18 protein-coding genes are annotated in these 20,924 nt (G+C 69.0%); 12 read left to right on the plus strand and 6 right to left on the minus strand.

The window, feature by feature from the left end:
* Positions 1-100: 100 nt before the first annotated feature.
* The 3 genes from OG953_RS37705 (at position 101) to OG953_RS37715 (ending at position 3,378) form a co-directional block, all read left to right on the plus strand.
* Positions 101-886, plus strand: coding sequence for an electron transfer flavoprotein subunit beta/FixA family protein (locus tag OG953_RS37705; protein WP_405683278.1), 786 nt, complete (start codon positions 101-103; stop codon positions 884-886).
* Between the two features lie 54 nt (positions 887-940).
* Positions 941-1,903, plus strand: coding sequence for an electron transfer flavoprotein subunit alpha/FixB family protein (locus tag OG953_RS37710; RefSeq protein ID WP_405683279.1), 963 nt, complete (start codon positions 941-943; stop codon positions 1,901-1,903).
* A 176-nt stretch (positions 1,904-2,079) separates the two neighbouring features.
* A complete protein-coding gene (locus OG953_RS37715; RefSeq protein WP_405692284.1) occupies positions 2,080-3,378 on the plus strand; it encodes a DUF6986 family protein in 1,299 nt (432 codons plus the stop codon).
* Between the two features lie 51 nt (positions 3,379-3,429).
* Here the strand turns inward: OG953_RS37715 and OG953_RS37720 are convergent, their stop codons facing one another.
* The gene (locus OG953_RS37720) at positions 3,430-4,458 is read right to left on the minus strand and encodes a LacI family DNA-binding transcriptional regulator (protein WP_405692286.1); all 1,029 of its coding nucleotides are present in this window, start codon (positions 4,456-4,458) and stop codon (positions 3,430-3,432) included.
* A 179-nt stretch (positions 4,459-4,637) separates the two neighbouring features.
* Between OG953_RS37720 and OG953_RS37725 the strand changes: the two genes are divergently transcribed.
* Positions 4,638-5,588 (plus strand): ROK family protein, encoded by a 951-nt coding sequence (locus OG953_RS37725; RefSeq protein ID WP_405690027.1) that lies wholly within the window; start codon positions 4,638-4,640, stop codon positions 5,586-5,588.
* Between the two features lie 116 nt (positions 5,589-5,704).
* Here the strand turns inward: OG953_RS37725 and OG953_RS37730 are convergent, their stop codons facing one another.
* Complete coding sequence (locus OG953_RS37730) at positions 5,705-7,741, minus strand: NPCBM/NEW2 domain-containing protein (protein ID WP_405690029.1); 2,037 nt, start codon at positions 7,739-7,741, stop codon at positions 5,705-5,707.
* Between the two features lie 265 nt (positions 7,742-8,006).
* On the opposite strand from OG953_RS37730, the gene OG953_RS37735 reads away from it, so the two are divergent.
* The 4 genes from OG953_RS37735 (at position 8,007) to OG953_RS37750 (ending at position 13,154) form a co-directional block, all read left to right on the plus strand.
* Positions 8,007-9,296: an ABC transporter substrate-binding protein gene (locus OG953_RS37735; protein ID WP_405692288.1), complete on the plus strand. Its 1,290-nt coding sequence runs from the start codon at positions 8,007-8,009 to the stop codon at positions 9,294-9,296.
* Positions 9,297-9,342: 46 nt separating this feature from the next.
* A complete protein-coding gene (locus OG953_RS37740) occupies positions 9,343-10,257 on the plus strand; it encodes a carbohydrate ABC transporter permease (protein ID WP_114243146.1) in 915 nt (304 codons plus the stop codon).
* Positions 10,258-10,265: 8 nt separating this feature from the next.
* Entirely contained in the window at positions 10,266-11,177 is a 912-nt protein-coding gene (locus OG953_RS37745; protein WP_405692290.1) for a carbohydrate ABC transporter permease, read from the plus strand.
* A 156-nt stretch (positions 11,178-11,333) separates the two neighbouring features.
* On the plus strand, positions 11,334-13,154 hold the full coding sequence (locus tag OG953_RS37750) for a condensation domain-containing protein (RefSeq protein ID WP_405690031.1): 1,821 nt from the start codon (positions 11,334-11,336) through the stop codon (positions 13,152-13,154).
* An 82-nt stretch (positions 13,155-13,236) separates the two neighbouring features.
* Here the strand turns inward: OG953_RS37750 and hemC are convergent, their stop codons facing one another.
* From hemC to OG953_RS37770, 4 genes are read right to left on the minus strand one after another with little or no spacing between them, the layout of a single operon-like run.
* Positions 13,237-14,196 (minus strand): hydroxymethylbilane synthase, encoded by a 960-nt coding sequence (gene hemC, locus OG953_RS37755; protein WP_405690033.1) that lies wholly within the window; start codon positions 14,194-14,196, stop codon positions 13,237-13,239.
* Between the two features lie 35 nt (positions 14,197-14,231).
* Entirely contained in the window at positions 14,232-14,540 is a 309-nt protein-coding gene (locus OG953_RS37760; protein ID WP_405690036.1) for a hypothetical protein, read from the minus strand.
* Positions 14,537-14,767 carry a hypothetical protein gene (locus tag OG953_RS37765; protein WP_405690038.1) on the minus strand — a complete coding sequence of 77 codons (231 nt, stop codon included), beginning with the start codon at positions 14,765-14,767 and terminating at the stop codon, positions 14,537-14,539. Before OG953_RS37765 ends, OG953_RS37760 begins: the two co-directional genes overlap by 4 nt.
* A complete protein-coding gene (locus OG953_RS37770) occupies positions 14,764-15,828 on the minus strand; it encodes a hypothetical protein (protein WP_405690040.1) in 1,065 nt (354 codons plus the stop codon). Before OG953_RS37770 ends, OG953_RS37765 begins: the two co-directional genes overlap by 4 nt.
* Positions 15,829-16,407: 579 nt before the next feature.
* Here OG953_RS37770 and OG953_RS37775 point away from each other — a divergent pair.
* The 4 genes from OG953_RS37775 to OG953_RS37790 are packed head-to-tail and all read left to right on the plus strand — an operon-like array spanning position 16,408 to position 20,860.
* Positions 16,408-18,366, plus strand: a complete 1,959-nt coding sequence (locus tag OG953_RS37775) for a RiPP maturation radical SAM C-methyltransferase (RefSeq protein WP_405690042.1) — start codon at positions 16,408-16,410, stop codon at positions 18,364-18,366.
* A complete protein-coding gene (locus OG953_RS37780; RefSeq protein WP_405690044.1) occupies positions 18,363-19,307 on the plus strand; it encodes a TauD/TfdA family dioxygenase in 945 nt (314 codons plus the stop codon). Before OG953_RS37775 ends, OG953_RS37780 begins: the two co-directional genes overlap by 4 nt.
* A 22-nt stretch (positions 19,308-19,329) precedes the next feature.
* Entirely contained in the window at positions 19,330-20,649 is a 1,320-nt protein-coding gene (locus OG953_RS37785) for an MFS transporter (RefSeq protein ID WP_328390332.1), read from the plus strand.
* Positions 20,627-20,860, plus strand: a complete 234-nt coding sequence (locus OG953_RS37790; RefSeq protein WP_405690045.1) for an MbtH family protein — start codon at positions 20,627-20,629, stop codon at positions 20,858-20,860. Before OG953_RS37785 ends, OG953_RS37790 begins: the two co-directional genes overlap by 23 nt.
* Positions 20,861-20,924: the final 64 nt, after the last annotated feature.

Here is a 20,924-nt window from a genome sequence, read left to right on the forward strand (position 1 = left end):
TTCGGAGTATCGGTCGCCCCGACCGGAAACCGCCCCATCAGGCGCCTATGCTGCGTGCAACAAGGCAGCCCAGAAATGACGATGCAGTAGGAGAGCCGGCGTGAGCTTGAGGATCGTTGTCTGTGTGAAGTACGTGCCCGACGCCACTGGCGACCGGCACTTCGCCGATGACCTGACGTTGGACCGTGAGGATGTCGACGGTCTGCTGTCGGAGCTGGACGAGTACGCGGTGGAGCAGGCGCTGCAGATCGCGGACGATGCGGACGATGCGGAGATCACCGTGCTGACGGTGGGTCCGGAGGATGCCAAGGACGCGTTGCGCAAGGCGTTGTCGATGGGTGCGGACAAGGCTGTTCACGTCGAGGACGACGATCTGCACGGCAGTGATGTGATGGGCACGTCGCTGGTGCTGGCGAAGGCGATCGAGAAGACGGGTTACGACCTGGTGATCTGTGGCATGGCGTCGACGGACGGCGCGATGGGTGTGCTGCCCGCGGTGCTGGCGGAGCGTCTGGGTGTTCCGCAGGTCACGCTGCTGTCCGAGGTGTCGGTCGAGGGCGGCACGGTGACGGGCCGCCGGGACGGCGACACGGCCTCGGAGCAGCTGGAGGCGTCGTTGCCGGCGGTGGTGTCGGTGACGGACCAGTCGGGTGAGGCGCGTTACCCGTCGTTCAAGGGGATCATGGCGGCGAAGAAGAAGCCGGTTCAGTCGCTGGACCTGGAGGACCTGGAGATCGGGGCGGACGAGGTCGGTCTGGCGGGTGCCTGGACCGTGGTGGATTCCGCGGCGCAGCGTCCGGCCCGTACGGCGGGCACGATCGTGAAGGACGAGGGCGAGGGCGGCAGGCAGCTGGCCGAGTTCCTGGCCGGCCAGAAGTTCATCTGACCCCCCTGTTCGTTCCCCGTTGTTTCTTCGCTACTCGCAGGAGATTGAAGTCCCATGGCTGAAGTTCTCGTCTATGTCGATCACGTGGACGGTGCCGTCCGCAAGCCCACCCTGGAGCTTTTGACGCTGGCCCGTCGTGTCGGTGAGCCGGTCGCGGTCGCGCTGGGCAGTGGTGCCGCCGGCACCGCGGGGGTGCTGGCGGAGCATGGTGCGGTGAGGGTCCTGACCGCCGATGCGCCGGAGTTCGCCGACTACCTGGTCGTGCCGAAGGTCGACGCGCTGCAGGCCGCCCATGCCGCCCTCTCCCCGGTGGCGGTGCTGGTTCCGTCCTCCGCTGAGGGCAAGGAGATCGCGGCCCGTCTCGCGGTGCGGATCGGGTCGGGCGTCATCACCGACGCCGTCGACCTGGAGGTTGGTGAGCAGGGCCCCGTTGCCACGCAGTCCGCGTTCGCCGCGTCGTTCACCACCAAGTCCCGTGTCTCCAGGGGGACCCCGGTCATCACGGTCAAGCCGAACTCGGCTCCGGTCGAGGCCGCTCCGGCGGCGGGTGCGGTCGAGACCCTGGCGGTGTCGTTCTCCGCGCAGGCCACCGGCACGAGGGTGCTGTCCCGCACGCCGCGCGAGTCGACGGGCCGTCCGGAGCTGACCGAGGCCGCGATCGTCGTCTCCGGCGGCCGTGGCGTCAACGGTGCGGAGAACTTCGCGATCATCGAGGCCCTCGCCGACTCCCTCGGTGCGGCCGTCGGTGCCTCGCGTGCCGCGGTCGACGCCGGCTGGTACCCGCACTCCAGCCAGGTCGGCCAGACCGGCAAGTCGGTCTCCCCGCAGCTGTACATCGCCTCCGGCATCTCCGGCGCGATCCAGCACCGCGCCGGCATGCAGACCTCGAAGACGATCGTCGCGATCAACAAGGACGCCGAGGCCCCGATCTTCGACCTCGTCGACTACGGCGTCGTCGGCGACCTCTTCCAGGTCGTCCCCCAGCTCACCGACGAGGTCACGTCCCGCAAGGGCTGACCCGCCGTCCAGCTGTACCCCTTTTCCGACGGTCCGGGGCCGCGCGGTGTGAACTCACCGCGCGGCCCCGGACCGTTTCCGGTCACCATTGACGCAGATCCGGCAGCCTTATAACTTCACTATACGGATTGTTGATTCCGGGAAGTGGAAACGGCGTGACTGTGGAGGGTGTGGAAATGGGTCAGCAGGAGAAGGTGGCAACGAGCCTCGCCGGTGCGGTCAGCGAGGAGATCAGCGCCTCCCTCACTGCGGTCGACGCCGAGCTCGCCCACCGTTACCCGGGCGACCCGGGGACGCGTCAGCCGGTCCACACGGTCTACGTCCCCGGCGACACGTTCACCTCCGGCACCATCCGCTCCTGGGGCGACCAGGCGCTGAAGGCCCTGGACGAGCACGCCCCCGACGCGGCCTCGTTCGCCGCAGTCCTCGGCATCCCTGACGAACTCGCCACACCCGTCCACGACCGGGTACGCGCCAAGCTGGTGCGCGAGCCGGTCGAAGACCTGCGCATCGACTTCGAGGACGGCTACGGCTCCCGCCCCGATGCCGAGGAGGACGAGGCCGCCGCCCGCGCCGCCCGGCTGGTCTCGGAGGCGTACGGGAACGGCACGGCGGCCCCGTACATGGGCATCCGGATGAAGTGCATGGAGGCCGCCGTACGCGACCGCGGCATCCGCACCACGGACATCTTCCTCACCGGCCTGATGCAGGCGGGCGGCCTCCCCGACGGGCTTGTCCTCACTCTCCCCAAGGTGACGTACCCCGAGCAGGTCACCGCCTTCGTCCGGCTCCTCGAAGCGTTCGAGCAGGCGCACGCGCTGCCGTCGGGCCACCTCGGCTTCGAGATCCAGATCGAGACCAGCCAGTCCATCCTCGCCGCCGACGGCACCGCCGCCGTGGCTCGCATGATCGACGCCGCGCAGGGCCGCGCCACCGGTCTGCACTACGGCACTTTCGACTACAGCGCCTGCGTCGGCGTCAGCCCCGCCTACCAGGCCGGCGACCACCCGGCCGCCGACCACGCCAAAGCCGTCATGCAGGTCGCCGCCGCAGGCACCGGCGTACGGCTCTCCGACGGCTCCACCAACGTCCTTCCGGTCGGCCCGACCCACCAGGTCCACGAGGCCTGGCGGCTCCACTACGGCCTCACCCGCCGTGCCCTGGCCCGCGCCTACTACCAGGGCTGGGACATGCACCCGGGCCACCTGCCGACCCGTTACGCAGCCGTCTACACCTTCTACCGCGAGGGCCTGGAGCAGGCCGCCGCCCGCCTCGCCGCGTATGTGGCCAAGGCCGGCGGCGACGTCATGGACGAACCCGCCACCGCCAAGGCGCTCAGCGGGTACCTCCTGCGCGGCATCGACTGCGGCGCCCTGGACACCGCCGAGGTCGCCCGCCTGACCGGGCTGACGCGCGTGGACCTGGACGCGTTCGTGTCGCCGCGGCGGGGCGGGCGCACGGTGATCGCGCCGTAACGGGTGATCGCGCCGGCCGCCGTGTCATGGTGACCGTGCTGGTGCGGCGGCTCAGGCGGGCGGCAGTTCGCCCGAGCCGCGCTGGATGAGCGTCGTGGGGAGCTCCACGCGGGCCGGGGCGTGGTCCGCGCCGTCCAGCCGGCGGAAGAGGTGCTCGGCCGCCGTCCGGCCCACGGCCGCGGCGTCCTGGGAGATGACCGTGATGCCCAGTAGGTCGGCCAGTTCGATGTCGTCGAAGCCGACCAGGGCGACCGGAGGCTCCCGCTCCGCCAGCACGCGCACCGCAGTGACCGTCACCCGGTTGTTGCCCGCGAAGAGTGCGGTGACCGGTTCGGGGCCCGACAGCATCGCCTCGGCTGCCGCCCTGACCCGCGCCGGGTCGGTGGAGCCGAGGGAGACCCAGGAGTCCTCGACGGTGATCCCGGCGTCCGTCATCGCGGCGTGATACCCGCGCAGACGCTCGGTGGCCGTGTGGATACGCGGCTGGTCACCGATGAAGCCGATCCTGCGGTGTCCGTGCGCGATCAGATGGGCGACACCCTGCCGGGCGCCGCCGAAACTGTCGGAGAGGACGATGTCGGCGTCGATCCGGCCCGCCGGGCGGTCCACGAAGACGGTGGCGATGCCGGCCTTTATCTCCGGCTCCAGATAGCGGTGGTCGTCGCCGGCCGGAATCACGATGAGCCCATCCACCCGGCGCGCACACAGGGCGAGTACGAGCTCCTGCTCGCGCTCCGGGTCCTCGGCGCTCGACCCGTTGATGAGCAGGGCGCCGTGTGCCCGGGCGACCTCCTCCACCGCGCGGCTCAGAGGTCCGTAGAACGGGTCGGCGAGATCCTCCAGGACCAGGCCGATGGAAGCGGTGCGGCCCTTGCGCAGGACGCGCGCGCTGTCGTTGCGGCGGAAGCCGAGCGCCTCGATGGCCTCCTGGACCCGGCGTTCAGTGTCGGGCGTGACCCCCGGCTCGCTGTTGACCACACGGGAGACCGTCTTGAGGCCCACTCCGGCGCGGGCGGCCACATCCTTCATGGTCGGCCGGGTGCCGTAACGGGTCTCGGAGTGACGGGCGGTCTCGGCCACGGTGCGCTGTCCTGTCGTCGCGTGCGGGTGGTCCGGCGGGCCCGCGAGCGGTGCCGCGGAGGGGCCGGAGACTGTGCCGTCGAGCATAGGCCCTGGACAACGTTGTCAGCTGAATGGAGACTGGGCAGACTGTTTACCGAAGCCGCAGGTCCTCGCCATCAACTCACGGAGCCACACCGATGCATACCGACCTCGCCGCCGCGCTGGACATCGGCGGCACCAAGATCGCCGCCGCGCTGGTGGACGGCAGCGGCGCGCTCCTCGTGCGGGCGCAGCGGCCGACGCCCGCCCGGGAGAGCGCCGAGACGGTGATGGGGGCCGTGACGGAGGTCCTGGCCGAGCTGTCAGGATCGCCGCTGTGGGAGCGGGCGACGGCCGTCGGTATCGGCAGCGCGGGCCCGGTGGACGCCTCGGCCGGTACGGTCAGCCCCGTCAATGTCCCCGGCTGGCGCGACTTCCCGCTGGTGGAACGGGTCGGTAAGGCGGTCGGCGGACTGCCCGTCGAACTGGTCGGCGACGGCGTCGCGATGACGGCGGCCGAGCACTGGCTGGGCGCGGCCCGCGGCTACGACAACGCTCTGTGCATGGTCGTGTCGACCGGTGTAGGCGGCGGGCTCGTCCTCGGCGGAAAACTGCACCCCGGCCCCACGGGCAACGCCGGGCACATCGGCCATGTCAGCGTCGACCTGGACGGTGACTCGTGCCCGTGTGGTTCGCGCGGCTGTGTCGAGCGCATCGCCAGCGGACCGAACATCGCCCGCCGGGCGCTGGAGGCCGGCTGGCGGCCCGGACCGGACGGCGATGTCTCGGCCGCCGCCGTGGCCGCCGCCGCGCGCGCCGGGGACCCGGTCGCCATCGCCTCGTTCGAGCGCGCCGCTCAGGCACTGGCCGCCGGAATCGCCGCCACCGCCACGCTCGTCGAGATCGACATCGCGGTGATCGGCGGGGGAGTGGCCGGAGCGGGCGACATCCTCTTCGCTCCGCTGCGCCGCGCCCTGCACCAGTACGCCACGCTCTCCTTCGTCCAGCAGCTCACGGTGGCTCCGGCGGTGATGGGCACCGACGCGGGGCTGGTGGGCGCGGCGGCCGCGGCGGTGCGGGTGGGCTCGGGCGGGGCGGTGGCCGTTTAGGGCCTGCTGTCGGGCGGGGCGAGAAGCGCCGGACGGGCAGGACCGGTGTCCTGGGGCCCGTCCGGCGATCGAAGGCGCGACATGGCCGCGACCGCGATTCCCCGTCAGCTCTCCCGTCAGCAGGTGATCCGCAGGTCCGCCCAGTCCGCGTGGTCGGAATCGGTACCGTCCCCGCCGTCGGTGACCACCAGACGTACCACCTGTGCACCGCTCACATCCGCGGAGAGCGGCTGCGCGGGCATCGCACTGGCCAGTACGCCGGTCGACGCCACCTTCGTACCGTCGGCCCAGACCTCGAAGGTGACCGTTCCCCTGGTGCCCGTCTCGTCGTCGACCCCGACCTGCGCCGTCACGGCGCTGCATGCCTCGCCGGTGTAGAACTCGACGACACTGTCGGCGTGCACACCGAGGCCCTTGGCGAAGACCGCGCCGCCGATGGTGAGCGGATTTCCGTCACCCGACTTGTTCTCTCCGTTGCTGGTGTCCTTCTCGACCGGGCCCCATCCGTTGGCGGCGGAGAGCCGGGGCAGATCGCTCAGGTAGCCGGCGCCCTCAGGCGGCGCGACCACCACATGGGCCTGGAACGGGACCGTGGACCTCACCCGTGTCCCGGCCGGTGAGCGGTACTGGGCGGTGAGCGTCAGATCGTATGTACCGGTGGCTGTGCCCGCAGGGGCGGTCACCTGCCAGCGGGTGGTGAGGGCCCGGCCGGTCGGCAGAGCCGGTGATCCGGTCGGAGATGCCGCCTTCACCCGCCAGCCCGAGGGGCCGGTGACCGCCGCGGAGACCTTCGTGGCGGAGGTCCGGCCGAGGTCGGTCACCGTCGTCGTCAGTGCGGCCGTGCGCCCGGCCTCGACCAACGGGCTTCCGTTCAGCCCGAGTTCCACGGCAGGCGGATGCGCGGCCCACTTGCGGTCGGCGGCGATGCGCAGCAGTACGGTCCCGTGCGCCGGGACGGTCGCCGAGACGCTGCCCGCCGTGTTGTACGTCGTGTGCTCCCACAGGTCACGCATCGTGTACCCGGTAGCCTTCGGCAGCCCCGCCGCCTCGGCCGTCGTCGAGATGCGCTGTGCGCTGCCGGTCTCGTTGAAGAGGGCCACGACGCGGCTGCCGTCCTGCATCTCCTTGGTGACGACCCAGCGCCCGCCGGTGGAGGAGAGCACGGTGCCCTGCTTGCCCAGCGGGTCCTGATCAACCGCGATGACCTCGTGGTTGGAGAGGATCTCGAAGGTCTCCGGGCCCGCCTTGCGCAGATCGGAACCGATGAGCAGCGGCGCCGCCATCACGGACCACATGGAGAAGTGGGTGCGGTACTCCGTGTCCGTCATGCCGCCGTTGCCGACCTCCAGCATGTCGGGGTCGTTCCAGTGCCCCGGGCCCGCTGCGGCGGCGAGGGGCAGATTCCGCTTCATGATCGACAGCATGCTGCCCCAGCTGTCGTCGATGTCGCCGGTCGTGCGCCAGAGGTTGCCGATTTCGCCGGCCCACCCCCAGGGCTTGTTCTCGCCCCATTCGCAGATGCTGTAGACGATGGGGCGGCCGGTCGCCGCCAGCGCGTCCCGCATCGTCGTATAGCGCTGTTTCGCGTCGACGCCCTGGTTGTTGCAGTTGTCGTACTTGAGGTAGTCGATGCCCCAGTCCGCGAACTGCTGCGCATCGCTGTACTCATGGCCGAGCGCGCCCGGAAGCCCCACGCTGTCGCAGGTCTTGGTGCCGGCGCTGGTGTAGATGCCGATTTTCAGGCCCTTGGAGTGGACATAGTCAGCGACGGACTTGATGCCGTTCGGGAAGCGCTGCGGATCGGCCTCCAGCTTTCCGTCCGCATTGCGCTGCGGCTTTGCCCAGCAGTCGTCGAGATTGACGTACTGATAGCCCGCGTCCTTGAGGCCCTTCTCGACAAAGATGTCGGCGATGCCCTTGACCATCGCCTCGTTGAACTCGGCACGACAGTGGGTCGAGTTCCAATTGTTGAACCCCATCGGAGGGGTGAGCGCAAGGCCGTTGCCGGCCTGCGGAGCGGGCGCGGGCGCGGGAGCGGGCGAGTCCGCGACGGCGGGAACGGTCGCCCCCGCGGCGCAGAGCAGCCCGGCCAGCAGCGCTCCGATGACTCCGCGGTGGCTGGTTCGGGTTGTACGGGTTGGAAGATGACGCATCGTTACGTTCCTCCATACTCGTGCCGGATCGGTCACAGCATGTGCACGCCAAAGCGTGCGATTACGTTAGAGCGTGTTGAAGTCTGTTGGAAGGGGAGCGGCATCGGTTGTTCGGCATCTCGTCAAAACCCTTGACGGCTCCATCGCTTGGGGGTGGGATCCAATCGCACGTTCGGTTGTGTTGGGTTGCATCCCAAAGGAGTTGGGCATGACGCAGTCTGATTACGACAGGTCAGGTGTGCCGGGCAGCGTCGCAGGACATCGGATGTCCCGGCGGAGTCTGTTGCGTGGTGCGGCAGTCGGTGCGGGAGCCGTGACGCTCCCCTCCTTGCTCACCGCCTGCGGGAGCGGCCCCGGCGGGGACGGCAAGACGATCACCATGGGCTCGAATTCGTCCGACCCCATTCCGAAGAAGGCCTTCGCCGACGCTTTCACGGCGTACGAGGCGCAGTCGGGCGGCCGGAAGGTGAAGGTCAACACCGTCGACCACAACACCTTTCAGGAGAACATCAGCCGGTATCTGCAGGGCAAGCCGGACGATGTCTTCATGTGGTTCGCCGGCTACCGGATGCAGTTCTTCGCCGAGAAAGGCCTGCTGCACGAAATCAGTGACAATTGGAAGGACTACAAGGGCTTCTCGGCCGCGCTGAAAGCCCAGTCCACCGCCGCGGACGGCAAGCAGTACCTCACGCCGTACTACTACTATCCGTGGGCCGTCTTCCACCGTAAGAGCCTGTTCGACGAGCGCGGCTATCAGGCACCGAAGACACTCGACGAGTACGTGGCGCTCGCCAAGCAGATGCAGAAGGACAAGCTGGACCCCATCGCCTTCTGCGACAAGGACGGCTGGCCCGCCATGGGCACCTTCGACTACATCAACATGCGGACCAACGGCTATGAGTTCCACAAGAGCCTGATGGCGGGTGAAGTCGCCTGGACCGACAAGCGGGTCAAGGAAGTCTTCGACACCTGGCGCCGGCTCCTCCCGTACTGCCAGCAGGGCGCCAACGGCCGTACCTGGCAGGAGGCCGCCACCAGCCTCCAGAAGAAGGAGGCCGGCATGGCCGTGTTCGGCCTGCCGCACCCGGGCGCACAGTTCCCCAAGGGCGAACAGGGTGACATCGACTTCTTCCCCTTCCCCGTCATCAATCCGGAGCACGGGCAGGACGCGGTCGAGGCACCCATCGACGGGTTCCTGCTGGCGAAGAAGTCGAAGAACCTCAAGAACAAGAAGACCCTGGAGAGCGCCAAGGACCTGCTCAAGTGGCTGGCCACCGGCAAGGCCGAGGACATCTACCTGAAGAGCGACCCGAACAACATCGCAGTCAGCGACCAGGCGGACATCTCCGCGTACTCACCGCTCCAGAAGAAGGCCGTGGAACTGGTCTCCGGGGCGAAGCAGATCTCCCAGTTCCTGGACCGCGACACCCGGCCGGACTTCTCCTCCACGGTCATGATCCCGGCGATCCAGAGGTTCATCAGCAACCCGAACGACGTGGACGGCCTGGTCAACGACATCGAACGGCAGAAGAAGACCATCTTCGCCGCCGACTGACCCCGGACGACCCCGATGGAATCCGACTGAACCTGGAGTACCGACCGTGTCGTTCATCTCGGCGCGGCGCACCGGACGGCGGGTCTCGCGGCGGTTCACCGGCCGCGACCTCGCCGTACTCGGTGTGCTGCTCGGCATACCTGTCCTGCTCGACATCGCCATCGTGTGGGGACCGACCCTCGCCTCCGTCGTGCTCTCCTTCACCAGCTGGGACGGCATCGGTGACATCAAGTGGGTCGGTACGCAGAACTACGAGAATCTCTTCACCAACTACCCGCAGTTCTGGCCCGCCGCACGGCACAACCTGCTCTGGCTCGCCTTCCTGGGCCTGGTCGCCGCACCGTTCGGGCTGCTGCTCGCCGTACTCATCGACAGGGGCGTGCGCTTCAGCCGCTTCTACCAGTCGACGCTGTACATGCCCGTCGTGCTGTCGCTCGCCGTGGTCGGTTTCATAGCCCAGCTGATCTTCTCCCGTGACCAGGGAGCCCTCAACGCGGTCATCGGGGACACGAAGTCGCCGACCGACTGGCTCGGCGATCCGAACCTCAACATCTGGATGGTCCTGCTGGCCGCGGCCTGGCGGCACACCGGCTACGTGATGATCCTCTACCTTGCCGGGCTCAAGGCTGTCGACCCCTCGCTGAAGGAGGCCGCAGCGATCGACGGGGCGGGCGAGGCCCAGACCTTCTTCCGTATCGTCTTCCCGACGCTGCGGCCGGTCAATGTCATCGTCGGCGTCATCACCGTCATCGAGTCCTTGCGCGCCTTCGACATCGTGTATGCCGTCAACCATGGCCGCAACGGACTCGAACTCCTCTCGGTGCTCGTCACCGACAACATCATCGGTGAGGCCAGCCGCATCGGATTCGGCTCCGCCATCGCTGTCGTCCTGCTGGCCGTCTCCCTGGGATTCGTCGTGACGTACCTGGTCCAGGAGCTCCGAGGGGAGAAGAACCGTTGACCGTCCACATCGCCCCCGCCCGCCCCACCGCACCGCCTGCGCCACCGGCCCCCGCCGTCCGGCGCCGGATCCGCCCCGGCAGGATCGGCGTCCACGCCTTCCTGATGGCGGTCTCCCTCACCTTCCTCGCCCCGCTGCTGCTCGCGGTGTACGCCTCGCTGCGGCCGTACGACGAGACCTCGACACACGGCTACTTCTCGCTGCCGCGCCACCTCTCCCTGGACTACTACCGCCAGGCGTTCTCCGACTCCGGCATGACGAAGTACTTCGTCAACACCTTGATCATCGCGGTCCCGGGGGTACTCGTCACCCTCTTCCTCGCCTCCTTCGTGGCCTTCGCGCTGGCCCGTCTGAAGATGCGCGGCGGGCTCCTCCTGCTCATGCTTTTCACCGCCGGGAACCTGTTGCCGCAGCAGGTGATCGTCACGCCCCTGTACGTCGTCTTCAACCGCATCCCACTGCCTTACTGGATGTCCGACTCGATGACGATGTTCGACTCCTACTGGGCCGTCATCACCGTGCAGATCGGCTTCCAGCTGGGCTTCTGCGTCTTCGTCCTGGCCAACTTCATGCGCACCCTGCCGCAGGAGATCCTGGAGGCCGCGATCGTCGACGGCGCGGGCGTCTGGACCCGGTACTGGCGGATCACCCTGCCCCTGTGCCGCCCGGCCCTGGCCGCGCTCGGCACGCTCCAGTTCACCTGGATGTACAACGATTTCCTGTGGGCACTGGTCTTCATCTCCGACGGCGACAAGCTCCCCATCACCTCGGCGCTGAACAATCTCAGGGGCCAGTTCTTCACGGACTACAACCTGCTCGCCGCAGGCTCGGTGATCGTCGCTCTGCCGACGCTCGTGGTATTCCTGCTGCTCCAGCGCCACTTCATCGCGGGCCTCACCCTGGGCTCCAGCAAGGGGTAGTCCAGGTCTCGGTGGGCCCGGTCCGTCGACTGCTGCGGTACGACCACCAGGAACGCGTCCTGTTCCAGATCCATCACCACCTCGGCCGCCATGCCCTCGCAGCGGCGGGCGGCCGCGAATTCCTCAGCGGGCCGGCTGCCTCGCGATTCAGTGGGAATGGAGAGTTCGTTGATTCCTTTGTCCTATGCGCAACAGCGTCTGTGGTTTCTTAATCGTCTGGACGGGCCGAATTCCACGTACAACGTCCCCGTGGCGTTCCGGCTGACCGGCCCCCTGAACGAGTCGGCGTTCGCAGCCGCGTTCGGCGACCTGCTGGAGCGGCACGAAATCCTGCGCACGGTCTGCCGCGAGCACGACGGACTGGTGCACCAGCACGTCGAGCAAGTGCCGGCCGAGCGGCTGCCCCTGCGCGTCGTCGCCTGCCGCGACGGGGAGCTTGCGCAGACGGTGCACGAGGCGTCCAGGCACCCGTTCGACCTGGAGAGCGAACTGCCGGTCACCGCCTGGTTGTTCCGCAGCGGCCCGGAAGAACGCGTGCTCCTGCTGGTGCTGCATCACCTGGTCTGTGACGGCTGGTCGCTGCGACCGCTGCTCGACGATCTGTCCACCGCCTACCGTGCCCGAAGCGAGGACGCTGCTCGGCAGTGGGACCCGCTGCCGGTTCAGTACGGCGACTACACGCTCTGGCAGCGCGAACTCCTGGGGCATGAGAGTGATCCAAGCTCGCTGATGGCGCGACAGCTCTCCTACTGGGAGGAGGAGCTGGCGGGCCTGCCGGACGAGGTCGACTTTCCCGCGGACCGGGTTCGTCCGCCGGTGGCGGGCAACCAGGGCGGCCGAGTCCCCTTCGAGGTCCCGGCCCAGGTGTGTGCCGGCCTGGCGCGCACGGCCCGCGAGGAGGGCGCGACACTCTTCATGGTCCTGCAGGCCGCCGTCGCGGGCCTGTTGTCCCGGCTGGGCTGCGGCACGGACATCGCGGTGGGCACCTCCGTCGCCGGTCGCGTGGACGAGGCACTGGACGGCCTGGTGGGGTTCTTCGTGAACACTCTCGTGCTCCGCACCGACGTAGCGGGTGATCCGGACTTCCGCACACTGGTGCAGCGTGTACGGCGAACCTGCATCGACGCGTATGCCCACCAGGACGTGCCGTTCGACCGGGTGGTCGAGCGCCTCAACCCCGTCCGAAGTCTGGCACGCAACCCGCTCTATCAGGTCGCTGTCGAGGTGCACGCGGGCGGGGACGAGGGTCTGTCGCTGGCGAGTGTGCGCTGTGCGGGCTACGAGTTGGTGCAGGAAACGGTCAAGTCCGACTTGGCGTTCACCTTCACGGAGACGGTTGATGCGACCGGAAGGCCGCTGCTTGCTGGTGAACTCGGTTACGCGAAGGACCTGTTCGACCGGGAGACCGTCGAAGAGGTGGTCCTCGGTCTGGAACGGCTGCTGGCGGAGGTCGCAGCTCATCCGGACCGCCGGGTCGGTGCCGTGGCGCTCCTGAGCGGGCAGGAACGGGAGATGCTGATCGAGTGCGACGCGCGCCCGATCCAGCCCGGCGCGGAGGTCGGTCTGGTGGAGCGGGTCCGTGAATGGGCTACGCGGCAGCCCGACGCGGTCGCCGTCGTGGACGATCACGGCTCGACCTCCTACGGACTGCTGGCCGGCCGGGCGAGCCGGATCGCCCGCCGTCTGACGGACACGGGTGTGCGACGCGGCCAGGTCGTGGCCGTACTCGCCGAACGGAATGCCAACGTGATCGAGGCGTTCCTCGGTATCGGCACGGCCGGCGCGGTGTATCTGCCGCTGGACCCTGAGGCCCCGCCGGCCCGTAGCGCGGGTCTGTTGGCCGACGCGGGTGCCGTGTGTGTAGTGACCGACCAGGCGCACTCGGCCCTGGTGGACGAGGTCTTGGACCTGGCCGGCGGTGGGATCGACGCGCTGGTCATCGACGGCAGGGCCGATGAGCCGGCCGCGGCAGTGTGAGCCCGGCGCATCCGCTCCTGCTCGGCCGGATCCTGGGGTGGCGCGAACACCGCCGGGCGCTCCCGCGGGACTGTGTGTCCTGTCATGACGGGCCGCGCAGGAGGGCGGTTGCGCCCGCGTCGAGGAGTTGCCGGCCCGCGTGTCGCCCGGTGCGGGTTGCGTGGGTGGCGGGGCCCGAGGTGGTCGTTCGGATCGGGGTGCCGCCGGCCGGGTCGAGAACGACGGCGTGCACGGTCACGCTTTCGGTCACTGGGTCGTGGATGGCGTGGACGGACGCGGCGGTCAGGCAGTTGCCGCGCAAGGTGGCCAGGGCAGCGCGCTCGGCGTCCAGCATGATGCGGGTCGGACCGTGGGTGACAGGGGCCAGCAGATGCCCCGTGACCGGGTCGTCGGCGCGGTGCTCGATGACGACGATTCCCGCCCCCGATGCGGGCAGCCAATGGGCCGGATCGAGGATCTGCGAGGCACGCTCGGCAAGCCCCAGGCGGCGCAGGCCGGCCAGCGCGGCAATCATGACGTCCACACCGAGGGTTCCGGTATCGAGGCCGGACAGACGGGTGTCGGCGTTGCCTCTGATCGGAACCGGCACCAGTTCGGGGTAGAGGGCGCGCAGGAGGGCCGCCCGACGGGGTGCGCTGGTGCCGACCCTGGTGCCGGGCGGAAGGTCGGCGAGTGTGGCCGGCGGGTGGCCGGCGGACAGGACGAGGACATCGCGGGCGTCCTCGCGGGGCAGGACCGCACCGACGGTGATGCCAGGGGCGCGGTCGTGCGGGCCGGGCAGGTCCTTGGCGCACGCGATGGTCGCCTCGACTTGGCCGTCGAGAAGGCGAGCGTCGGCGGACCGGGTGAAGGCGTCCTTCCCACCGATCGGGGAGAGCGGTCCGCGGTGCCGGTCGCCCTCGGACGTGATCGTGACGATGTCCAGAGGGGTCTTGGGGTAGCGGTCGCGGAAGAGGTCGGCGAAACGTCCGGTCTGTTCCATGGCCATGGGGCTGGGCCGGGTTCCCAGCCGTACAGGCCGGGCGGTGATGGTGCTGATCACGGTGATGGTCGGCTTTCAGGGGGACGGTTGCTGGGTCAGTTGATGGTGTGCAGGAGGGCAAGGGCCGCCTGCAGGGTCTGGTCGGTGGTGTACATGGTGGTGTCGATGACGTGCCCGTCCGTATGAAGCCAGGCGGCGGCTTCGTGGTAGCCGACAGCACGCCGACGTTGGTGAACCCTCACCGCTTCACTGCGCCCGGCATCCCCGGGGTACTCCCAGCTGGAGTCGATCCGCTCCAGCAGGACCGGCGGGGCGGTGTGCAGAACGAGGTGGTGGACAACGGTGCCGCTCCGGCGCAGCGTGGTGAACATCTCGGCCGCGTGTGCGGGGTTGAGGACGGTCATGGGCACGATGACCGGGCCAGGCCGGTGACCAGCTCAGTGGTCAGGGTCCGCCAGAGCGGCAGGTCCTGGTAGTCCTGCGGGTGAAGAGCGTGCCCGGCGAGCGCGGTACGCAGGGCATCGCCGACGGCCTCCGGGTCGGCGACGACCGCGCCGGGTATCGCTTCGCGCAGGTTGGCGGCGAGGGTCCTCTTGCCGCCACAGACAGGGCCGTTGAGCCAGATGATCACGTGCCCTCCACGGCTGCGGCGGGTGTCCCGCCGTGCTCAACGGCGGCCTGGAGGAGCACGTCACGGCCCGGCCACCGGAACACTATGCGCGAAAACGTTCTGTCCACCGTGTCCCCGGTGGGCAGCAGACGATCGGGGGTGCCGGCCGGGTGGATGGTCAGGGCCGGGCCGTCGCCGTCACGTACGTCACGGTCCCAGGCCAGCACCGTGGCCGCCAACTGCTCGGTGAGCTGCGGCCCCTGCTCTCCGAAGGCGTGGACCACCCACTCCCATTCCCTGTCGGCCGGGCTGTCGCCGTGCCTGATCTGGACATGGACGAGGTAGGCCAGTGAGGCGTCGCCTAGGACCGCCGGGGCGTCACAGTCCTCCGCGATCACGGTGACGCCGGTGCCCTTCTCCCGGTGGGAGGACAGGCGGCAGAAGCCGGGCAACGTCGTGGCCGCGTAGAGCTGGAGCGAGCCGAAGTAGAAGCCGCTGCCCATCCTCACCCCGGTGGCGACTTCGTGCCGCGGCCCGCGCAGCGCCTCCTCCAAACCCTCGGTGGGGGCGGGGGTGCCGTCCTCGAACCGGAGCCGCAGCTCACCGCCGAGAAGGTCGACGACCGGGACGGCACGTGCTTGCTCGCCCTGGGCGCGGATGAACCCGCAGTGCGTGAACCGCTCCGCGTGCAGGACGTCCCCGGCGCGCCGGAACGTGATGGCCCGGGTGTAGCCACCCACCTCGAGCGGCAGGACCAGGCGCCCGCCCTCGGCCAGCTGGTCGCGCCAGGCCGGGGCGATGTCCCACACGTTGTACGTGATCACGCTCCCGTCGAATCCGCCGCGAGGCACGAGGCGGTCCGGTGCACCGAGGGCGCCGTCGCCCTGGAAGGCTGTGACACGTCCGCTGCCCGCCTCCGCGGTGAACCGGCGGGTGCGGTGGACGACATACGGGTCGATATCGCCGGTGACGACTCGTCCCATGGGGCCGGTGACGTGGGCCAGCAGCTCGGCGTTGTAGCCACCGGACCCTGGAAGCCGACGGGTTCGTGGAATCTCGAGGGGGAAGTTGCGGGAACCCAAGGGACATCCAGGCAATTATCGCTTCAGACATGCGGGTTCGCTGCTGGATCACGGGATCGTGACGGTTCAAGTTGCGACTCGCAGAAACTGCCCGTGCCACGTTGGTCAACGCCGTGCCGGTTGAGCCCCTCAGGGCGGAGAAGTCGGACCTTCGGTGAACGCGTACCACGGGATCCTGGGCTTTGTCGGCGTACGCGGCCCGCACGAGGCCCCCCCCGCCTCGACGGTCGACTACCGAGGCCCTGCACCTCCTACTTCAAGAGGCCCGCTTCCGCAACATCGTCCACTGGGCGCGATGACGAGGCGTACGTCCAGCGGTCGGGCCTCCCGTCCGCTGACGCAAGCGCTTGTTGCCACTTGGCCGGATCATCCCCCCGCCCCGACCGCGTCGTCCCGCGTGAGGATCGGCCGCCACGCCCGCGAAATTTTCGGCCAACACACGTCGGACCACTGCGAACGCACCTGTGCGGCAGCAGGAAAAGAACCCGAGCCCAACCGGACCACCCCGCGCCCGTCGGAATCACCGTTGGCCTGAACATCGCTGCCGACTCAAGCCATGGCGCACTAGACTCAGAACGAATGATCACGGGGAGGCCGCAGTTGTTGCATGTCGCTTTAGTGAACATGCCATTTGCCGACTGGAATCGTCCGTCATTCGCCCTGGGACAGTTGTCGACTCTCGTTCACCGGGAGTTCGACGACCGGGCGCGAGCGCACGTGTGCTATCTCAACCAGGACATGGCCGAGTTCTTCGGGACACGTCTGTACGAGGCCCTCTCCGTGAGTCACGATCATGTGGACACAGGGATCGGGGACTGGCTGTTCCGGCACATCGCCTTTCCCGGCGAGGCCGACACTGCCGCCGAGTACTTTCAGCGCTACTACCGGGGTGCCCGGTGGGCCGACTTCCGTGAGCAGATCCTGTCGGCGCGGGACGGACTGCGGGAGTTCTGCGAGGAACTGATTGACCGCTACCGGCTTGACGAGGCAGACATCGTGGGGTTCAGCTCGATGTTCGCCCAGCATGTGCCGAGTATCGCCCTGGCGCGGCTGATCAAGGAGCGCAGCCCGCAGACGCTCGTCGTGCTCGGCGGGGCGAACTGCGAGGCACCCATGGGCTCGGTAGTCGCCGAGCATGTGCCGGCCGTCGACTTCGTCTTCTCCGGGCCCGCGCTGAACACCTTCGGTGAGTTCCTACGGTGTGTCCTCGACGAGGATCTGGAGCGCGCCGATGCCGTTCCGGGAATCCTTTCCGAGCGGAACTGCCGAGACCCGCGCTTCCGCAAGGCCATCGGTGCGGAACGCGATATCGACGACTTCTTCCTGCCCGACTACGATAGTTTCTTCGAGGCGCTGGAGGGCCATCCGGAACTGCGGCGCACGGGTACCAGCAAACCCATGCTGTTCTTCGAGACGTCCCGCGGCTGCTGGTGGGGACAGCGTTCGCACTGCACCTTCTGCGGGCTGAACGGCGAAAGCATGGCCTTTCGGGCCATGGCTCCGGACCTGGCAGTCCAGCAGTTCGAGTGGCTATTCGGCTTTGCGCCCACCTACACCTCGCTCTTCTGCACGGACAATGTCATGCCACGCAATTACTCGCGTGAGGTCTTCCCTCGACTCGACCCGCCGCCGGGGGCCGAGATCTTCTACGAGGTCAAGCTCCCACTGAGCCGTCAGGACCTGCGCGCCATGACGGACGCGGGCGTCACCGTCGTCCAGCCCGGCATCGAGGCTCTGTCCTCCTCGACGCTCAAACTGATGGGCAAGGGCACGACCGCGTTCCAGAACCTGCAGTTCCTCAAGAACTGCGAGGAGTTCGGGATCAAGCCCGAGTGGAACCTGCTGATCGGCTTCCCCGGCGAGGACCCGACGGTCTACCGCAAGTACGCCGAGGAACTGCGCGACTTTGTCCACCTGGTGCCGCCGCACGGCGTGTACATGGTGCGCTTCGACCGCTTCAGTCCCTACTTCAAGCGGAGCGACGAGTACGGGCTCGTCCTGAAGCCAGTGGACTACTACTCCCTCACGTATCCCTTCGACGAGTCAGCGCTGGCCGATCTCGCGTACTTCTTCGCCGACCAGAACCTGGCGCCGTACATGCTCGACGCGGTCGAGTGGCACGACGAGTTGAGCGGGCTGGTCACCCAGTGGCGTGCAGCCTGGTACGGGGAGGACGGAGCAGCCCGTCGCGAGCTGCGGCTGGTCGCCGATGACGACGGCCGGCTCACGGTCCGTGACTCCCGTTCCGGGGCTCTCCGGACGCACCCGGTCGACGCGGTGACCGGCCGGCTGCTGCGCCGGTTGTCCTCGCCGGCCAAGCCCGAGCAGCTGGCCCGGGACTGGCCGGAGGGGCCGGACGACCTGCAGCAACGCCTGGACACGCTCACCGAACAGCGGTTCCTCTTCGCGGAGAACGGCCGGGTGATGAGCCTGGTGCTGACCGGAGCGGACGGCGAGATCGAGGAACCCGCCCGGGAAGAGCCCGCCACGGTCGGCGCCCGGCTGCTGCTGCCGCTGTTGTCGGAAGCACCGCGATGACGGTCGAGACCACCCCGATGCTCCCGCTGGTCGTCGAGGGGCACGGCGAGTCGGCCGTCGAACGGCTGCGCGCCCGGCGGGAAGAACTCCGGACCGCGCTGCGCGAACGCGGTGCGCTGCTGCTGCGCGGCTTCGACGTCGGGGGCGCCGACGGCTTCGCGGACATCGTCCGCACGCTCTCCGGCGAGCCGCTGCCGTACACCGAGCGTTCCTCCCCCCGGAGCGTGATCAAGGGGAACGTCTACACGTCCACCGACTACCCGCCCGGCGAAGAGATCTTCCTGCACAACGAGAACTCGTACCAAGCGAGTTGGCCGCTGACCCTGTACTTTCACTGTGTGCGCCCGCCGCTGAACCGGGGCGCCACCCCGCTGGCCGACACCAGGCGGGTGCTGGCCGCCATCGACGACGAGGTGCGCCGGGAGTTCGCCCGGCGCGGCTGGACGGTCGTACGCAACTACGGCGACCTGGTCGGCCTGCCGTGGCAGGAGGCGTTCGCCACCGAGGACCGCGCGGAGGTCGAGCGGTACTGCCGGGAGCGGGACATCGAGGCACAGTGGCTGCCCGGCGGCGGGCTGCGCACCCGGGCGGTACGGGAGGTCGTGCACCGGCATCCGGTGACCGGCGAGCTGGTGTGGTTCAACCACGCGACGGTCTTCCACGTCACCACGCTGCCGGAGTCAGTCCGGCTCGGGTTGCTGGAGATGCTGGGCGAGGAGAACCTCCCCAGCCAGACCTACTACGGCGACGGCGGACCGATCCCGGACGCCGTTGTGGACCATCTCCGGGCCTGCTACCGAGCCGCGGCGACCCGCTTCGACTACCGTGCGGACGACGTCCTGGTGATCGACAACATGCTGGTCTCGCACGGCCGAGAGCCATTCACGGGGCCCCGCCGGATCGCGGTCGCCATGGCGGAGCCGTACACGCCCGACCGCTAGCCCCAGGACGGAAGACCCTCGTATGTTCGCGCGTTCGCTCTGGTCCAACCGGGACTTCTCCGTCTTCTGGGCGGTCCAGGCACTGTCCGAGGTCGGCAACGCCTTCTCACTGGTGGCGCTTCCGCTGCTGGTGCTGCACACCACCGGGTCGGCGGCACAGATGGGGCTGCTCACGGCCGTCGCGGGCGCCACCGCGCTCCTCACCGGTCTGGTGGGCGGCTCCTGGGCCGACCGCTTCGACCGGCGGCGTCTGCTGATGCTGTGCGACGCCGCCCGGCTGGTGCTCTACGGCGCGATCCCGGTCTGCTGGGCCCTGAACCCGCAGATCTGGCTGCTGTACGTGGTCATGGCACTGGCCTCGGTCTTCGAGACGTTGTTCCGGATCACCTATGTCACCGCCGTGGCGAACCTCGTCGACAAGGAGCAGATCGTCGCGGCGAACGGCCGGCTGGAGGCGACCAACGCGATCGCCTACATCGCCGGACCGGCCCTGGCCGGTGTGGTGGCCGGGTTCTTCGGGCCTACGGCCGCTGTCGCCATCAACGCGGGCAGCTTCGGGATCTCTCTCGTGGGCTTGGCCTTCATCAGGCTCAGGCCCACCGTGCGGTCGTCGGCCGACGAGGCCGAGAACAAGGCGGCCCGGGCCCAGGACCTGCGCTCCGGCTTCCGGGTCGGCGCCGCGTTCCTGTGGCGCACGCCGGTGTTGCGGGCGCTCACCTTGCTGCTGACCGTCACCACCTTCCTCAGCCTGGGCATGACCGACGTCTTCATCTACCACCTGCGGCACGGTCTTGGGCAGGACGAACGCACGGTGGGCTACGTCCTCGCGCTGGCCGGGCTCGGCACCTGCGTGGCCGCCGCCGCGACCGCCTGGCTGCGCCGCTCCTGGGGGTTCGGCCCCTGCTGGCTCGGCGCGATGAGTCTGTGCTCGGTGTCGGTGCTGGTGCTGGGCGGCACCGGGCAAGTGTCCGTGGCGGCCGTGACGATCTGTCTGTACTCCTTCGGCATGGCACTGGCGGGCGTCTGCTCGATGTCCCTGCGGCAGCAGGTCACGCCGGACCATCTGCTCGGCCGGGTCACCTCCGCGTTCTGGACGATCCACGGCAGCCTCGCGCCCCTCGGCGCGGCTCTGCTCACCGCCCTGGTCGGCCGGCTGGGGACACGTGGGCCGCTGACCGCGGTGGCGGTCGTCTTCCTGGCCGTGGTGGTGGCCGCCGCCTTTACTCCCATTCGACAGCGCCAGCCGGAGCAGACCGCCGTACCGCTCCCGCAGACGCGGCCCACTGATGCGCCGCTACCACAAGAGGAGAGTCACGGGGATGACGCCGAAGCCCGACGATGACGACCGGCAGTACAAGGTCGTGGTCAACCATGAGGAGCAGTACTCCGTCTGGCCCGCCGACCGGGGCAACCCGGCCGGGTGGTCGGACGCGGGCAGGACCGGCCCGAAGTCCGACTGTCTCGCTCATATCGAGGACGTGTGGACCGACATGCGTCCGCTGAGCCTGCGTCGTCGCCTGCGGGCGGGCGAACAGGACGGTCGGAACGGATAGGACGCACCGGTGGCGGAGGGCGCCGACCGGGCGGGCCGACTCCCGGTCCGTCACCGCACCCGCC

This window comes from Streptomyces sp. NBC_00057, assembly GCF_045041165.1.
Taxonomy (GTDB): Bacteria; Actinomycetota; Actinomycetes; order Streptomycetales; family Streptomycetaceae; genus Streptomyces.

Coding starts and splice junctions, on each gene's coding strand:
- OG953_RS37725 (WP_405690027.1), top strand. CDS start 4,638: ATGCATACCGACCTCGCCGCCGCGCTGGACATCGGCGGCACCAAGATC.
- OG953_RS37785 (WP_328390332.1), top strand. CDS start 19,330: ATGTTCGCGCGTTCGCTCTGGTCCAACCGGGACTTCTCCGTCTTCTGG.
- OG953_RS37715 (WP_405692284.1), top strand. CDS start 2,080: ATGGGTCAGCAGGAGAAGGTGGCAACGAGCCTCGCCGGTGCGGTCAGC.
- OG953_RS37750 (WP_405690031.1), top strand. CDS start 11,334: ATGGAGAGTTCGTTGATTCCTTTGTCCTATGCGCAACAGCGTCTGTGG.
- OG953_RS37730 (WP_405690029.1), bottom strand. CDS start 7,741: ATGCGTCATCTTCCAACCCGTACAACCCGAACCAGCCACCGCGGAGTC.
- OG953_RS37760 (WP_405690036.1), bottom strand. CDS start 14,540: ATGACCGTCCTCAACCCCGCACACGCGGCCGAGATGTTCACCACGCTG.
- OG953_RS37775 (WP_405690042.1), top strand. CDS start 16,408: ATGATCACGGGGAGGCCGCAGTTGTTGCATGTCGCTTTAGTGAACATG.
- OG953_RS37780 (WP_405690044.1), top strand. CDS start 18,363: ATGACGGTCGAGACCACCCCGATGCTCCCGCTGGTCGTCGAGGGGCAC.
- OG953_RS37790 (WP_405690045.1), top strand. CDS start 20,627: ATGACGCCGAAGCCCGACGATGACGACCGGCAGTACAAGGTCGTGGTC.
- OG953_RS37735 (WP_405692288.1), top strand. CDS start 8,007: ATGTCCCGGCGGAGTCTGTTGCGTGGTGCGGCAGTCGGTGCGGGAGCC.
- OG953_RS37710 (WP_405683279.1), top strand. CDS start 941: ATGGCTGAAGTTCTCGTCTATGTCGATCACGTGGACGGTGCCGTCCGC.